This window comes from Psychrobacter aquimaris (genome assembly GCF_016107525.1).
In the GTDB taxonomy this organism is placed as follows: domain Bacteria; phylum Pseudomonadota; class Gammaproteobacteria; order Pseudomonadales; family Moraxellaceae; genus Psychrobacter; species Psychrobacter aquimaris.
In genome coordinates, this window is the sequence record NZ_JABASR010000002.1 from 35717 (window position 1) to 51901 (window position 16185).

At 43.0% G+C, this 16185-nt stretch carries 12 protein-coding genes; 6 read left to right on the forward strand and 6 right to left on the reverse strand.

The window, feature by feature from the left end; genetic code table 11:
* Positions 1-64: 64 nt before the first annotated feature.
* The gene (locus JFC10_RS02180) at positions 65-793 is read right to left on the reverse strand and encodes a glycerophosphodiester phosphodiesterase (protein ID WP_198331490.1); all 729 of its coding nucleotides are present in this window, start codon (positions 791-793) and stop codon (positions 65-67) included.
* Between the two features lie 412 nt (positions 794-1205).
* Here JFC10_RS02180 and JFC10_RS02185 point away from each other — a divergent pair, with 412 nt between their 5' ends.
* On the forward strand, positions 1206-2132 hold the full coding sequence (locus JFC10_RS02185; RefSeq protein WP_193013165.1) for a hypothetical protein: 927 nt from the start codon (positions 1206-1208) through the stop codon (positions 2130-2132).
* Between the two features lie 167 nt (positions 2133-2299).
* On the opposite strand, the gene JFC10_RS02190 is transcribed toward JFC10_RS02185, so the two are convergent.
* Positions 2300-2896, reverse strand: a complete 597-nt coding sequence (locus tag JFC10_RS02190) for a cob(I)yrinic acid a,c-diamide adenosyltransferase (protein ID WP_198331491.1) — start codon at positions 2894-2896, stop codon at positions 2300-2302.
* A gap of 230 nt (positions 2897-3126) precedes the next feature.
* Here JFC10_RS02190 and cysS point away from each other — a divergent pair, with 230 nt between their 5' ends.
* From cysS to pdxH, 5 genes are all read left to right on the forward strand, one after another.
* Positions 3127-4587 carry a cysteine--tRNA ligase gene (gene cysS / locus JFC10_RS02195; RefSeq protein WP_198331492.1) on the forward strand — a complete coding sequence of 487 codons (1461 nt, stop codon included), beginning with the start codon at positions 3127-3129 and terminating at the stop codon, positions 4585-4587.
* A 242-nt stretch (positions 4588-4829) separates the two neighbouring features.
* Entirely contained in the window at positions 4830-6821 is a 1992-nt protein-coding gene (locus JFC10_RS02200; RefSeq protein WP_227685859.1) for a mechanosensitive ion channel family protein, read from the forward strand.
* Between the two features lie 400 nt (positions 6822-7221).
* Positions 7222-8694 (forward strand): IMP dehydrogenase, encoded by a 1473-nt coding sequence (gene guaB, locus JFC10_RS02205; RefSeq protein ID WP_198331493.1) that lies wholly within the window; start codon positions 7222-7224, stop codon positions 8692-8694.
* A gap of 213 nt (positions 8695-8907) precedes the next feature.
* Entirely contained in the window at positions 8908-10278 is a 1371-nt protein-coding gene (glmM, locus tag JFC10_RS02210; RefSeq protein ID WP_193013173.1) for a phosphoglucosamine mutase, read from the forward strand.
* 46 nt (positions 10279-10324) lie between these two features.
* The gene (gene pdxH, locus JFC10_RS02215; RefSeq protein ID WP_198331644.1) at positions 10325-10969 is read left to right on the forward strand and encodes a pyridoxamine 5'-phosphate oxidase; all 645 of its coding nucleotides are present in this window, start codon (positions 10325-10327) and stop codon (positions 10967-10969) included.
* Between the two features lie 150 nt (positions 10970-11119).
* Here pdxH and JFC10_RS02220 read toward each other — a convergent pair whose 3' ends face one another.
* From JFC10_RS02220 to JFC10_RS02235, 4 genes are all read right to left on the reverse strand, one after another.
* Entirely contained in the window at positions 11120-12409 is a 1290-nt protein-coding gene (locus JFC10_RS02220; RefSeq protein WP_198331494.1) for an HlyD family secretion protein, read from the reverse strand.
* A 107-nt stretch (positions 12410-12516) separates the two neighbouring features.
* Positions 12517-14133, reverse strand: a complete 1617-nt coding sequence (locus tag JFC10_RS02225) for an MFS transporter (protein ID WP_198331495.1) — start codon at positions 14131-14133, stop codon at positions 12517-12519.
* A 498-nt stretch (positions 14134-14631) separates the two neighbouring features.
* Positions 14632-15261: a glutathione S-transferase family protein gene (locus tag JFC10_RS02230; protein ID WP_198331496.1), complete on the reverse strand. Its 630-nt coding sequence runs from the start codon at positions 15259-15261 to the stop codon at positions 14632-14634.
* Between the two features lie 47 nt (positions 15262-15308).
* The gene (locus JFC10_RS02235; protein ID WP_198331497.1) at positions 15309-15986 is read right to left on the reverse strand and encodes a type 1 glutamine amidotransferase domain-containing protein; all 678 of its coding nucleotides are present in this window, start codon (positions 15984-15986) and stop codon (positions 15309-15311) included.
* Positions 15987-16185 lie beyond the last annotated feature (199 nt).

Below are 16185 nucleotides of genomic sequence, written 5' to 3' on the forward strand. Positions count from 1 at the left end.
GAAGTGTAAGTAACGCCGTAGATATGTAGATGATTTTAAATAAATCAAATCAAAGCTGTGCTTATCAATTTAGCAGTAAATGACTCGGGTAATCGGTGATAATCACATCAACTTGCCATACGATCAGCTGTTTAATCGTATCAATATCATTGACCGTCCATGCACTAACTGGCAGGCCATAGCGGTGGCTATGTTCAATGACCGCTCGACTGATAAGAGGGTAGTGGATACCCAGCTGAACACAGTCAAGTTGCAAGGCAGTATTGGGTGCCTGTTTCAATAGTTTGGGCTCACGAATAAGTAGCCCACGTGGTATATGCTTTAATAAAGTACTGCGCTGCACGTGAGCATGCAGCTCGATATCAAAGCTGGTTAATACTATGGGTAGTTTGGCAAGTGGGCTATCGATGAGATTGCGTGTCAATGCTTTTACCAGTTTAGTGTAATCAGTACGGTCATGCGTTTTAATCTCCAGTTCAATATCAGTAAAGCCATTTAGCAACGGCGTGACCTGCTCTAACGTCATAATCTGATGACCAAACTGCGAATGGCGTTGAATCTCAGCAAGGTTCAACTGATCAACACGTGCTTGCTGACCACACATGCGTTGCAGCGTGTCATCATGAAACACAATTAAATGACCATCCGCACTAAGTTGTACATCAAACTCAACCCCTACTAAGCCCTTTATATTTAAGTGTTGAGCGTGCTCAAAACCTGAAAAAGTATTTTCTAATGCTTCGCCACGCGCACCACGATGACCGAGTAGCAAGGTGTTTTTAAGATCTATCATAACCGGTAACCATCACCTATTTTGGGCAATATAATTTTTGAGCAATATCATTGGAATATTATATAGTCTGTTACAAATATCATCTAACGCTATTACGTATCAACGCGTATTAGCCAAAGTACCTATCAAAATTTTTGAGCTACTAGAATTTTGTATCATCATCTATATATTCATTATATTAAATATATATTTGTAGCTTTTTTGCAACCAAAGCTGGATTTTGTACATAATGCTGGACGTTATTTGTATATCCGTCAGCTACATGGATGACCATCCCATTCAAACACCGTATAATAATGTGGTTTTCAAATCTATCTCAATGCCTGTTTCGGTTAGATTTGAGTTTTATAATTTAAATGTTAATACTGTCCGTTAGCGATGGTACGATTCAGTGAATTGGAGCAAAAGAAATATGAGCGTAGCAAATAAAAACGTGAGCAAGTGGTATAAAGTGGCTGGTATTGGCCTGGTATGTGGTTTAGCGCTTGCTGGTTGTGATCGCTCAGAAAAAGACGATGATATTGAAACGGCAGAAGTGACTGAGCAAGAATCACCGGTTAGTGAAAACGCGGCAGCCACGGCCGTAAGCTGTGATGATCCTATGGTACAAGATCGCCTGAAATCTGCGTTAAAAAATACGCTCAATCAACAAGCACAAACGCTGGCCGCCAACTACGCAAATGATGCAGAGATCAGCCTCGCTAGTGGCGCCATCACTAATAAAACCAACGGTATTGTGATTGATGTACAAAATGCAGCGGTCTTACAAGCAGCCAATGACAATGGTATGACGACTTGTCAGGCAAGCGTGAGCATGACGCTGCCAAGTGAAGATTTATATCAAGCCAGTCAAGTACAAGCAGCTAATAATCTGCCGAGCCTACAATCACGCTTAGCGCAAAATAATATTCGTATCAATAATAATATGTTGGTTGATGATGCCTTTACCTATGTCGTTGGCACCCAAGGTGGTCAGGTACGCACACGTATTGCTGGACAACCAGCATTGATTACCGTGGTCGCTGATGTGATGGCAGGTTCTGTATTCAAATCAGCGATGGATGCGCAGCGCACCCAACTTAACGCTGAGCGCCGTGCAGCCCAAAACGATGACAGCCAGTCAGAACCCGTTCGTCAGCCTAGAACTGTCACGCCAGTTGAGCCAATTCGTCCTACTCAGCCTGCAACGCCACCGACTATTAACAATCCAAGCAGTAGTAATACGGATAGCAGCGCGTCAGCCACTCCTGAGACTAAAGCCCCAGCCACACCAAAATCAGTACCTAAAGATGAAAGCATCGATATGGTCATTATTGAAGATGACAGCGCTACTTACTAATTAGAAGGTTTACACTGTTGTCGAATAATATTGTCTTTACTGAATAATATAGCTAAATCAGTAAAAAGCCCGCAACGTTAAGGTTGCGGGCTTTTTTCATTTTATTCTAGGATCTGATTCTAAGGTTTTATTTTAGCGTTTTATTCAATTGAAGTAGTCAAGTGTAATTATTTGCCATCAGCGAACTTTTGTAATACCTGACTGTCCCACAGTACTTCAGAGACTTTATTGGGATCTGTACAAAAGCGAGCAGCGACAAACAACCAATCCGATAAGCGATTGATAAAGCTCACGGCCGTACTGCGAATCGCTTGTGGTCGCTCGTTTTGTAATATCACTGCTTGGCGCTCAGCACGGCGACAGACCGTACGTGCAATATGCAGTTGACTGACCAATATCGAACCTGTGGGCAAAATAAAATCTTTTAACGGCGGCAAGGTAGTATTCATCGCATCAATTTGCTGTTCTAACCATGTAATGTGAGTGGCATTGACGCCTTCATATTCTGGCATAGCCAGCTCACCGCCGATGTTAAATAGTAAATGCTGAATGATGACTAAAGCTTGAGAAAACTCTTTCTCTATAGACTGCCCTTTATTATGCTGTAATTGAGCACGTACCAGACCGATGTGTGAGTTAAGCTCGTCGATATCACCCATGACACTAAATAAGTTGTCTGCTTTGCTGACGCGGCTGCCATCAGCCATGCCAGTGCTACCATCATCTCCAGTACGCGTATATATTTTGCTTAAACGATTGCCCATATCTAAATCCTTAACAGTTTTTTATGATTGAATGATGTTAGTTGCGGGCTCATTGTAGTATTTTATGGCTGTTTTCGCTAAGATAATGGGTTAAGTTTTATATTGCTGCTATTTTTGCCGCTGCTTTTACATTCATAACAACCGTAATCAGTGCTATTTAATACCCAAGCATTGATTGTATTTTTGTTTTTATTTTATCTATTTCATTTATATTAAAAGGCTTTTTAACCATGACCACACCACTTGCCGATGCGATGTCTCAGCTTGCTATTTATGACTCACTGACTGGCGGAAAACGTCAGTTTGTACCACTCAAATCAGGGCAAGTAGGCATGTATGTGTGTGGTATGACCGTCTATGACTATTGTCATATCGGGCATGCGCGGGTGATGGTTGGTTTTGACATGGTAGTGCGCTGGTTGGCTCAGTTAGGCTATGACGTTAATTATGTGCGCAATATCACCGATATCGATGACAAAATCATCACTCGTGCCGCTGAGAACGGCGAAGAGATTGGTACGTTAACGCAGCGTTTTATTGAAGCCATGCACGAAGATGCAACCGCTCTTGGTTGCGAGATGCCAGACGCTGAGCCGCGCGCGACTGATCATATCGATGATATGCAGCAAATGATTGAGACCTTGGTCACAGGCGACTATGCGTACGCTGGCGACAATGGTGATGTCTACTATGCCGTCGATAATTTTGCAGATTATGGCAAATTATCTAAGCGTAACCTCGATGAGATGCAGGCAGGTTCGCGTGTCGATGTCGAAAATGACAAGCGCAGTCCGTTTGATTTTGTATTATGGAAGGCTGCAAAACCTGATGAGCCGCAATGGGCATCACCATGGGGACAAGGGCGTCCAGGTTGGCATATTGAATGTTCAGCGATGTCGACCAAGTGCTTAGGTAATACCTTTGATATTCATGGCGGTGGTCATGACTTGCAATTTCCGCATCACGAAAACGAGATAGCGCAGTCTGAAGCAGCGACTGGCTGTGAATATGCGCGCAACTGGATGCATGTTGGTTTCATTAATGTCGATGGTGAAAAGATGTCCAAGTCATTGGGTAATTTTTTTACTATTCGTGACGTGATGGCAAAATATCTGCCTGAAACCGTACGCTTTTTCTTACTATCTAGCCATTATCGTAGCCAAGTAAACTTCTCTGATAATGCATTGGATGAAGCACATAATAGCCTAAGCAGATTGTATAATGCGTTAAAATTGGCTGAACAACAAAAAGGGCAGATGCTCATAGTCAGTGATACGCTGATAAATGACGCTTATAGCAGCAGCGCTGGGCAAGACTTTATCAAAGCTATGAACGATGATTTTAATAGTTCAACAGCGATTAGCGTATTGTTTGGGCTGGCGCGCGATATTAATAAAGCCATTAAAGTTGAAGACGTAGACACCGCATGGCAATTGGCAGAGCAGCTCAAAGCGTTGGCACAGGTGCTCAATATTTTACAACAGCCAGTTCAGCAGTTTTTGCAAGCAGTGATTGGTGACAAGGCGGATGACGGTTTAACCGATGCGACTATCGATGGTTTAATCATTGAACGTGCGGATGCCAAAACCAATAAAAACTTTGCGCGTGCTGATGAGATACGTGAGCAGTTGAAAGAGGCTGGTATTGAGCTTGAAGATAGCCGTGCTGGTACGACATGGCGCCGCGCTTAAAAAATGACTGACTGAAAAACGTACTAACTGACGGCGATTGATATCGTTTTTTCTAAAGTGCTATTTCTAACGTTTTTTTTCAAATGCTCAAATGCGATTGATAGAATAAATTAACGCCTTACAATTATCGTAATGAATCAAGTCAGCTTTGCGCTGGCTTTTTTTTGTATATTGAATTAAGTTAAAATTTATTCAGTGCATTGTTTACCCATCATTTCTCGCAAACCAGTGATTTATAAAATATGAATACTTTTAAAAATAGCCCTATTGATTGTCACAGAACGGTCACGAGTTCTGACTACGATCATGACTTAGATAAAGAGCCACGTCATATTTTCTACCACACTTGGCAATTACTGCTTGGATGTATGGTTATAGCCATGCTGACTATTGGTATGCCCGTCAATGCTGCGAGTAATAACGATGAGATAACTACGAGGGAGCAAGCGACATCTCAGCCCTCTCACAAACCCGACGATCTGGCTGAGTATGCCGCTCAGAAAATTAATACGCTTAAAGATGAGAGTCTCAGCATCTCTGGAGTGGCAGAAGAGATTTTTGATCCCACTGAGCGCAGCGCAGTAGAGCAGGCTGGAACGCTACAGGGTGATTCAGCACTGACAGGAGAGTTTAATGAAAGCTACTATTTGCTAGATAAGCTCAATGTAGGCTTGCCACCATTGTCTGAGCCACCAAACCTAACCACGCCACTGGCGACTTTAGAGTTTTTTCAGTCAGCAGTCATGAAGCAACAATATGACTTGGCCGCTTATGCACTTAACATGAATTTAATCGATCAGAGCATTCAGCGTAACCATGCGCTTGAGCTATCAAAGCAGCTGGATTTTTTGTTATCGGAAAAAGAGCTTTATGTTTTTGATGATCTACCAGATCGTCCAGATGGTTTAATCGAGCCGCCACTTGGTAATACTAGTAGTATTATGGGCATCCCTAGACGTTCGATTCAGCTAGGCTATATCGACTACCGTGAGCGCCGTGTTCCTATCTATTTGCAACGAGTACGAGTTGGTGATGCTGCGCCTATTTGGGTATTTTCTGCACAGACAGTGGGTAATATTGACAATCTCTATGAGCAATATCATCCAGCGGAATTTGAGCGTTATTTACCTGCGTGGTTGAAGCTTAAAATTTTCAGTATTGCACTATGGGAGTTTTTAGCATTAGCGCTATTTTTCTTATTTACCATGGGAGTCGGGTGGTTACTTAGTAAGGGTGCTGAAAAAATTATCAGCCGTTATATCGATGATGAGAAATACATCAATTATGTCGGTAGTAGCAATGGTGTGGCAGATTTGGTCAATAAGCTGACCGTGCCTTTGACTTTTACCATCAGTTTTTCGCTTGTCTTTACTTTGGTGTCAGGCGGCTTTCCCTATTTAGATGCGGTTGCGTCATCAACTCGTCCGCTTATCTGGATTGGGCTAGTATTTAGTACTTTGTGGCTTGGCATCCGCGTTATTAACTTTTTTGCCAATCGCTATCAAGACATGCAGATTGAAAACCTAGGAGAGGAGCATTTTGATAAAGTGCGCCGTCGTCGCACTTATGTATCGATATTTCGCCGCGTCTTCATATTTGTTATGGTATTGGGCAGTATTTGGATAGGTCTGAGTGAGTTTGCCAATATGGAAGGCCTTGGCAAAACTTTACTGACGTCGGCTGGAATTGCTGGCGTGGTCATTGGTATTGCCGCTCAGCCAATATTGGGTAACATCATTGCTGGCGTACAGGTGGCAGTGACCCAGCCGGTACGGATTGGCGACAGTGTGATAATGGATGGCAACTTTAGTACTGTTGAAGACCTGCGTTACACTTATGCAGTATTAAAAACATGGGATGAACGTCGATTAATCGTGCCGATGCGTGAATTGATCACTGAAATGGTAGAGAACTGGTCACATACAGAAGTACATCAGACCTGTCCTGTATTTTTATATATTGATTATGGCGCAGATATTGATGCCATTCGCCAGCAGTTTATATCGGTGACTAAAGAGAACAAGCTTTGGGACAACAAAACTGAGCCTGAAATGTTTGTCGTTGAGGTGACTGCAAACACCATTCACCTGCGCGGCGCTGTTTCAGCGGTAGGTCCCATAGAAGCATGGACGCTAGCCTGTGAGATACGTGAGCAGATGCTGAGTTATTTATATAGCGAACAAAAAACTTATCTGCCCGCTGAGCGTTTGATATTGAGGGGTAAAAACGAGTAAGTAGCGAGTGATTGTACTTTCTGTGTTTTTGAACAACTGGGCGCCAAAGGCGTCGATATCGATAGACAGGTGCTAGTAAAATAAGCTGACAAATATAGCATGCGATTTGTCAGCTTATTTGTTATAATATGGCGTTATTTTTAAGGGATAAATGAGCGATTAAGAGTAGGAGCGCGCTATATTTATGCACACTTACCTAGCCTCAATCAATTGCAGTTTTCGAGTGTCTCTGTTTGTTTAATGATAAACAACGACTGGCTCGTTGCTTATTATCTAAAACGCTATGATTCAAGGTCTTTAATTTTAAGACTTTAGCTTCATAAAGTCATATCGGTGATTTTGGTTGATTGTCTTAATGCGAAAATCCCACCCATCAAAATAACCACCACTAGGGGTCTGTATGTTGCGAATTGTCGATGAAGCCTTAACCTTTGATGACGTTTTATTGTTGCCAGCTTATTCTGAAGTCTTGCCAAAAACTGCCGATCTGTCTACCCGTTTGACCAAAAACATCACACTGAATCTACCGCTGATTTCTGCAGCGATGGATACCGTGACTGAATCTGAAATGGCCATCACGATGGCACAACTAGGCGGCATGGGTATCTTGCACAAGAGCATGGATATCGCCAAGCAAGCCACACAAGTACGCCGTGTCAAAAAGTTTGAAGCGGGTACAGTAGTCGATCCTATCACCGTGCATCCAGAGATGACGATTGGTGATCTGCTACAGTTGACCCAAGATAACAATATCTCAGGTGTACCTGTGGTAGAAAAGGGCACTGATAATGTTGTGGGTATTGTGACTCACAGAGATTGGCGCTTTGAAACCAATCTGTCTTTGCCAGTCAGCAAAATCATGACGCCAAAAAATCAGTTGGTTACGGTGCATGAAGGTGAGAGCAACGAAAATATCAAACGTCTGCTACATGAGCATCGTATTGAAAAAGTCATCGTTATCGATGATCATTTCCGTTTACGTGGCTTGATTACCGTAAATGACTTTGCAAAAGCTGAAAACAATCCAAATGCTTGTAAAGATGAGCAAGGTCGCCTACGTGTTGGTGCTGCCGTTGGTACTGGTGCAGATACCCAAGCGCGCGTTGAAGCATTAATCGCTGCTGACGTCGATGTTATCGTGGTCGATACGGCACATGGTCACTCAAAAGGTGTGATTGATAAAGTATCTTGGATTAAGAAAAACTACCCACACGTGCAAGTCATCGGTGGCAACATCGCAACTGGTGATGCCGCACTTGCACTACGTGATGCAGGCGCTGATGCGGTAAAAGTCGGTATTGGTCCTGGTTCTATCTGTACCACGCGTATCATCGCAGGCATCGGTGTACCGCAAATCTCAGCTATTGATAACGTCGCTAGTGCATTAAAAGACAGTATTCCATTGATTGCTGATGGCGGCATACGCTATTCAGGTGATATGGCAAAAGCCATTGCCGCTGGTGCATCGTGCATTATGGTAGGCTCATTGATGGCTGGTACTGAAGAAGCGCCAGGTGAGGTTGAGCTGTTCCAAGGTCGTTACTACAAAGCTTACCGCGGTATGGGTAGCCTTGGTGCGATGTCAGGCTCAAATGGCTCATCAGACCGTTATTTCCAAGATGCCAAAGATGGCGTAGAAAAATTAGTACCAGAAGGTATCGAAGGCCGTGTTCCTTATAAAGGTCCAGTCGCTGGTATCGTTAATCAGTTGGTTGGCGGCTTGCGCTCTTCAATGGGTTATACTGGCTCTGCGACCATCGAAGACATGCGTACCAATCCGCAATTCATCAAGGTTACATCGGCGGGTATGAAAGAGTCACATGTCCATGATGTGCAAATCACTAAAGAAGCACCGAACTATCGTGTGAATTAAAAGATGTTTTATAATCCTGCATTACGTCAAAGATAGCTGTTTTGCAGCGCTGTAGTGACCTTAAGATACAAACAGCCAACAATGCCTTGTTATTGTTGGCTGTTTTTTTGTAAAATACACAAACAGATTATTAGAACAACTACTTAGACTGTTTATACGTTATTGTTTGCGTATGAGTCTGGCCTTTCACCTTTAGATTTGGGAGCATACATGATGAGCTACTTTGGTACCGATGGTATTCGCGGAAAATTTGGTGAGTCACCGATTACACCGGATTTTATTTTAAAATTGGGTTATGTGACGGGACGTGTACTGATAGAGAATAATGACAATCCTGCGCGCAAGCCAAGTGTGGTCATCGGTAAAGATACGCGTTTGTCAGGTTATGTGATTGAAGGTGCATTACAAGCGGGGTTTAATGCCGCTGGTGTTGATGTGCATATGCTTGGACCATTACCCACACCAGCGATTGCGCACTTGACCCGTAGTTTCAATGCAGATGCTGGGGTGGTCATTTCAGCATCGCACAATCCCTATTATGATAACGGTATCAAACTGTTTTCAGGTGATGGCAAAAAACTGACTGATGAGATGCAAAACTCTATTAATAACAAGCTAAAAGCCATTATGAGTGCCTCTGAGGCGGACAATAACGTGATCATGCCTATTGTTGATCCAGCACAATTGGGTAAAAACAATCGAATCAATGATGCCAAAGGTCGCTATATCGAATTCTGTAAAGGCAGTTTTCCTTATCAATATGACTTGAGTCATCTGACAGTCGTCGTGGATTGTGCTAATGGTGCAGGCTATAGCGTGGCACCAAGAGTGATGCGTGAGCTGGGTGCCAATGTGATTGCTATTAACAATACGCCTGATGGCATCAATATCAATGCCGACTGCGGTTCTACCCATCCTGAAAGTCTGCAAAAAGCCGTCATCGAGCACGAAGCAGATGTGGGTATTGCGCTAGATGGTGATGGTGATCGTATCGTCATGGTCGATGAGGCAGGTAAGTTAGTCGATGGTGATGGCATCTTATACGTATTGGCAACCCAAGGTCAGAATAAAGCTAAGGGTGTGGTTGGTACGCTGATGAGTAACATGGGCTTAGAGCTGGCACTCAGAGCAGCAGATATTAAATTTACTCGTGCAAAAGTCGGTGATCGCTATGTAATGCATGAGCTTGAAGCCAATGGCTGGATACTAGGTGGCGAACCATCGGGTCATATTTTATGTTTAGATAAGAGTCGTACGGGCGATGCTATTATCGCTGGTTTGCAAGTACTGGCGGTGATGGAAGCACGCGGTAAAGCGCTCAGTGATCTGACCGAAGGGTTTGAAAAATTGCCACAAAAACTGGTCAATGTGCGTTTGAGTCAAATGCAAGATCCTTTTGAACACCAAGAGCTGGTCGCTGCTTTTGATAAAGCAAAGGCAACTTTAGAGGGTCGCGGTCGTCTTCTCATTCGCCAGTCAGGTACAGAACCTATGATACGAGTAATGGTTGAGTCAGATGATGAAATCGAATGTGATGTGTTGGCAAACGATTTGGCTAATCAAATCAAAGCGGTATTGGGCTGATCGTGTTAATTGTAAAACAACAAATAAATAAGGAATGACCATGAGCATGGATTTTACCGATCAACGTTTGTCATATGAAAAAGGGGCGCTTGATCAACAATCTGTCCCAGACTCTCCATTTGAGCTGTTAAAAGAGTGGATGAATGAGGCAATAGCGCAAAAGGTCCAAGAGCCTTATGCCATGAGTCTTGCGACGTGCGGTTCTGATAATAAACCAAGTGTACGTATCGTTCTCATGCGTGAGATTACCGAGAATGGTGTGGTTTTTTACACCAATTATGAAAGTGCTAAAGGTCAAGATATTGCTGAAAACCCGAATGCTGAGGCACTGTTTTTTTGGCACGAATTGGAGCGCCAAGTACGTATTAGTGGCAGTATTGCTAAAATCGATGCTCATAAGTCAGCTGCTTACTTTCAAAAGCGTCCTCACGACAGTCAAGTGGGTGCGTGGGTCAGCCAACCTCAAAGTGGCGAAGTTGCTAATCGTGAGGTGATGCAAGCCAAGTTTGATGAGCTACAAAACCAATATCCAGAAGATAGCCAAGTGCCAACACCAGAGTTTTGGGGTGGTTACGAGATTACCATTCATGAGATTGAGTTTTGGCAAGGTCGTGCCAATCGCATGCATGACCGTATTGTCTATACTAAAGACAATGGCGAAAGCTGGATTACCAAACGCCTGCTACCTTAACCCAAGCGCGCTATTCATATTTGCATATAAGTAGAAAAGCCAGTCTAGGCGTCATAGTGATTATGACATCTGGACTGGCTTTTTATTTTACGCCTTCACTGGAGAAGTTTTAGCGAATAGCAGTGCCTATTTGTGAATGTCCAACACGCCCTAATTCCTTTTAGTATCGACATCGACTGAAACTGACATACCGGGGCGCAACTGAGCAAGCTCAGGTTGACCTTGTTCTAAGTCTATCCGTACCGGAATACGCTGAGCGATTTTAATATAATTGCCAGTCGCAGGGTTTGATGCGCCTGCGCTAAATTCACTGCCAGTCGCTGGTGAAATATTACTGACATGACCACGAAATTTAACGCCGCTCAGCGCATCGACATGAATAGTCGCAGGCTCACCGACAGTCATATTTGCCACTTGGGTTTCTTTAAAGTTGGCGATAATCCACACGCCTTTTGGAACTACATACATGAGCTGTGTGCCCGCGCTGACATATTGCCCAGCTTTGACGCTGACTTGACTCAGTTGTCCTGATTCAGGAGCAGTAATAATCGTATTGTCTAAATTAATCTTTGCTTGCTTAGCAACTGCTTCTGCATTTTTAATATTGGCATCGAGTGATGAGCGGCTACCACTGGCTTTTTTGCTAGCCTCAAGGGCGACTTGTAAATTGGCTTCTGCTTGCTGAACGCCAGCTTGTGCTTGAGCGAGCTGAGCTTGGGCATGAGCAACTTCTGCTTTCGACACAGCACCAATGGCATCAAGTCCTTGATAGCGCTTGACGTCTTCGCGTGCACTATCAACGCTAACTTTGGCACTATATAAGTCCGCTTTACGTGCTTCGATTTGCGCCTGACTGGTGCCCGTATCTTGCGCATTGCTTGAGCGGTCGGTCATAGCAACTTCGATATTGGCTTGTGCTTGTTCGAGCTGCTGCTGAAAGGCACGATCGTCTATCTTAACCAACAAATCACCCGCTTGTACATTTTCAAAATCTTGCACTGCTACTTCTGTGACATAGCCAGAAACTTGCGGGCTGATAATCGTTGTTTGACCTTTTACAAAGGCATTATTAGTCTGCTGAACCGTAGGCGTAAAGGGTGGTAGCTTCCACGCATAAAGAATCAAAAGTACGCCAATAATAATTAGTGCAATCAATAAGCCTAGGTTAAAGTAAGATTTCTTTTTAGGCGACCAACCTGTAGCGTCAGGAATAGGCTCTTTTGGCGGCATTGGAGTTTCATCAGCATCAGCAACTGACGTCACTACCGACTCCTCTTTCTTCGGTACGGTCACAGTATTATCATTTGTCGATTGCTTTAGAGGCCTCTCTATTGTGGTCGCATCGGATGGTATCTGATTGTTTTCAGCAGTGTTTTGGGTGGCAGCTTGAGCGGTGTCTTGATTGTGGTCATCAAGATCATTCAATTTGTCTTCGCTCATGATGCGCTCCTAATGAATTTAATAAACATAGTAGATAACTTTTAAAAATATAGTAATTAGCATAAGAAAAAAAGGTAATAGCAGAAAATTCGTATGATTATCATCTGCTATTTTTTACTCATCATTTCTGCCAATGCGGCAAGTTCTTTACCAAGTGGATTGCGTTTATGATAAAGATAATAAAGATAAACCATCAATAAATATAGCGCAGTGATGGTGGCGCTCACGGCCATCAAAAAGAACAAATCATCATAAGCTGCGACTGTTGCTTGGCGTTGCACACCCTGCAGCATTTGGGTCATCGTAGCAGGATTGCTGGCATCCATTGAGCTGACCATATCAGCATAATGTATCTGGGTACGAATGGTGGTAAATGCCTGAATACCTGCGGCACCTGCCAAACCACCCACGGTTTGTGAAATACCAAAAATTACCGAAAAGCTAATAATATAGGCAGGCCCGTTAGCAATGGCACGAAACATACCTTCAAATACCATTGGTCCCATAAAGTAAACGGCGGCAAAAGCAATCATGAACTGACTGAAATAAAACATATAAGGGGCAGAATTTAGTGATACACCTGTATCTATCCATGCACCAATCGCAATCAGTGTAACCGCAAAAATAACGGGGCGGCGTAGATCCGTCGCCTTGGTTGTAAAAATGCTAATCACCAATGCTAGTATGCTAGCCACCAAAATGACGGCATAAAAAACAATCAGCTGGTCATTACCGTAACCAAGGTTTGCTAGTAAGCCTGCGGCACCAACACTTTGCTCAGACAGCAAAATACGCATGACGGCACCGGTAATCATAAAGGCAATAATGTTACGGCTACGCATCCAGCGCACTTGTAACATAGGGTTTTTGCGGTGCGTCTCAATCCATAAAGCAATCGAAATAGTCACGACGGCAATGATTAATGGATAGCTAAGCCAAGGCGTTGTCCACCATTGGATCCTACCTTGTACTAAAAATACCGATAGGGCAGCAAGACCACTGGCAAAAAAGCCAAAACTCACCAAATCAAGTTTTTCAAAGACTTTTTCTGTATTGCCCGGTGGTAGTTCAAGAATGTTAATAAGCCCAAAGCAAATCAGCGATAATCCCACTTGGAATAAAAACAAACCTTCAAGCTGACCGTCAACTGCTAGATAAGGCGAGATAATCCGTGACAGTGGAATGCCAAACTGCACCAAGCCAAACCCCAATATCAGTCCGCTGATACGCCGAGCAGTTGGCATGCCTTGTAGACAATAAAAAATAGACAATACCGTCATCGCACTAGCCACCACACCACTAAAGCCACGGGCGAGTAGTTCTAAATAATAAGGCTCAATGTTAACCCCAGTCATCGTACTGAGTAGATTACTACTGACCAACCACTGCATACTGGTGGCTGCCAACAAAAAGAAAAGAGTGATTTTGCTAAATAGCGACATACCAAATTGCTGACGAATTTTGTACAGTAGTACCGTGACGCAAGCATTGGTCATATTGTAAGCGACTGATATCCAGCCACCTTCTACTGGCGTTAAGCCCATCTCACCTTGAATTTGGGTAAGATTGGCGGCCAATAAACCGTTCTGAAAGCTGGCAGTCAAGCCAATAAAAATACCAATCAGCAAATAAAATACTTTACGGCGTACAGGATGATCAGGGGTGGCAGGTGAGCCCAACATGAATGGTCGTTCATGGGGCTTAAACTGGTATTCAGTACTCATGGATGGATAATCTGCGTAGAAGAATAGAATGGCATAGAGCATTTCTTAGACAAGCATCGCGCTCGTTTGATTGGTATGAAACTCAAGGAGTCCCAAGTCATTTAATAGGCTGACAGAGCCAAAAAAGTATTCTAAACTCTGTTCGGGATATTTTATCATGATTTTTGTTGAACATTTATTACGCGTAACTAACTGATTAAAATTTAAGTTAAAAGATATGAAGACCATTGTCTTTTGTGTATAGATAGCATGTTTGACTGTCTCACACTCTCGGTTTGCACTACATTAAAAACTGCTCACCTAATTTAAGAATGTCATGACGTTGAACGGTGCTTTTTGCCTGTTATCTGAGCTAGCATGTATGAATCCTCCGCTCGCTAAAAAAGTCAGTTAAATTTTCAAAAGTTCCTACTCACGCCACCTTTGAACATAAAAAACAGCTCTATAAAGAGCTGTTTTTGTTTATCAGAAAATAGGTTTATCAGTTAATGTATCACGTTAAATTGATTCGTCATATTTTGCTTCTAACTGCATAGCGCGCTGATAGCTATCAAGACTGGCCAACTGTTCGGCATACTGTTTGATATGTGGATAAGCATCGAGTTTTTGACGCTTAGCAAGAATGATCAAATCAAATGACAACATGAAGTCAGCGCCGCTTAGCTTATCACCCACAATAAACGACTTACCTTCAACCGATGCATCCAGATACTCAAACAATCTGGTTTTTTCTGTATCGATATAGCCATTCAAAAACTCATTGTCATCAATGCCTGCTTTTTTGGTAAATAGCTCAAGCATTAATGGCAACATCAGCGAGCTTTCTGCAAAGTCAATCCACTGCAGATAATACCCATAATCCGAGCTATCTGTAGCAGGGCGCAGACGCTCTGGTGCAAATCGCTCAATCAATAATTCAGTGATCGCACCCGACTCAGCATAAAGTTGACCATCCATCTCGATAACCGGAGATTTACCGAGTGGATGTATCGCCTTTAAACTGTCTGGTGCCAAATGAGTGTCAGCATCGCGTTGATGACTAATGATCTCATAAGGCACGCCCAGCTCTTCTAAGAGCCATAAAATACGTAATGAGCGAGACTGATTGAGATGATGTAAGCGAATCATGATAGTGGCCTTTTTGCATGGACGGTTATATTAACGTTCAACCGATATTAAGCTTTTAGCTTAGTGATTAAGCGTTTGGCAGCTTCTTCTGAAGACGCTGGGTTTTGACCTGTGATTAATAAACCATCTTCAACAACAAATGACTCCCAATCAGCGGCTTTTTCATAGTTAGCACCATTAGCCTTTAGGGCATCTTCTACTAAGAATGGCACGACATCTGTTAGACCAACGGCGTCTTCTTCTGAATTGGTGAAGCCAGTCACTGTTTTACCTTTTACTAAATACTCACCATCAATTTTGACGTTTTTAAGAGCGGCTGGAGAATGGCAAACAAAGGCGACAGGTTTGTCTTGTTTGACAAAAGTCTCAATCAAATTGATCGAATTTTTATCAACTGCCAAGTCCCATAGTGGACCGTGACCGCCCGGATAAAAGACTGAATCAAAGTCTTCGGCTTTCATATCAGCGAGTTTTTTAGTATTGGCAAGATGCTTTTGAGCATCGCTGTCTTCTTTAAAACGCTTGGTATCTTTGGTTTGGGTGTCTTCAGTGTCGCTGCTAGGATCAAGCGGCGGCTGGCCACCAGCAGGAGAGGCTAGTGTTACGTTGACGCCTGCATCGATAAAAGCATAGTACGGCGCGGCAAATTCTTCTAGCCAAAAGCCCGTTTTTTTGCCAGTATCGCCCAATTTATCATGTGAGGTTAGTACCATTAAAATATTCATAATTATCCTTATTTATTGTTTATATGTGAGTAAAGCAAATCATTAACAGCCACATTTTTATTGATAGGGGATTCATTCAAATGGCGAGCCAAATGACCAAAACGTTATCAGTATAAGTGGTGACCGTTAATATTATTCCTGCTTCAGACGTAACTTTCAGTAGTGATCTTAGCAAGTTGTGTTGTTAAGTGGTTATTAA

What these genes read in the sequence shown, in the direction of transcription:
- JFC10_RS02180 (WP_198331490.1), bottom strand. Translation starts at nt 793, where the DNA reads ATGATAGATCTTAAAAACACCTTGCTACTCGGTCATCGTGGTGCGCGT.
- JFC10_RS02185 (WP_193013165.1), top strand. Translation starts at nt 1,206, where the DNA reads ATGAGCGTAGCAAATAAAAACGTGAGCAAGTGGTATAAAGTGGCTGGT.
- JFC10_RS02190 (WP_198331491.1), bottom strand. Translation starts at nt 2,896, where the DNA reads ATGGGCAATCGTTTAAGCAAAATATATACGCGTACTGGAGATGATGGT.
- cysS (WP_198331492.1), top strand. Translation starts at nt 3,127, where the DNA reads ATGACCACACCACTTGCCGATGCGATGTCTCAGCTTGCTATTTATGAC.
- JFC10_RS02200 (WP_227685859.1), top strand. Translation starts at nt 4,830, where the DNA reads ATGAATACTTTTAAAAATAGCCCTATTGATTGTCACAGAACGGTCACG.
- guaB (WP_198331493.1), top strand. Translation starts at nt 7,222, where the DNA reads ATGTTGCGAATTGTCGATGAAGCCTTAACCTTTGATGACGTTTTATTG.
- glmM (WP_193013173.1), top strand. Translation starts at nt 8,908, where the DNA reads ATGAGCTACTTTGGTACCGATGGTATTCGCGGAAAATTTGGTGAGTCA.
- pdxH (WP_198331644.1), top strand. Translation starts at nt 10,325, where the DNA reads ATGGATTTTACCGATCAACGTTTGTCATATGAAAAAGGGGCGCTTGAT.
- JFC10_RS02220 (WP_198331494.1), bottom strand. Translation starts at nt 12,409, where the DNA reads ATGAGCGAAGACAAATTGAATGATCTTGATGACCACAATCAAGACACC.
- JFC10_RS02225 (WP_198331495.1), bottom strand. Translation starts at nt 14,133, where the DNA reads ATGAGTACTGAATACCAGTTTAAGCCCCATGAACGACCATTCATGTTG.
- JFC10_RS02230 (WP_198331496.1), bottom strand. Translation starts at nt 15,261, where the DNA reads ATGATTCGCTTACATCATCTCAATCAGTCTCGCTCATTACGTATTTTA.
- JFC10_RS02235 (WP_198331497.1), bottom strand. Translation starts at nt 15,986, where the DNA reads ATGAATATTTTAATGGTACTAACCTCACATGATAAATTGGGCGATACT.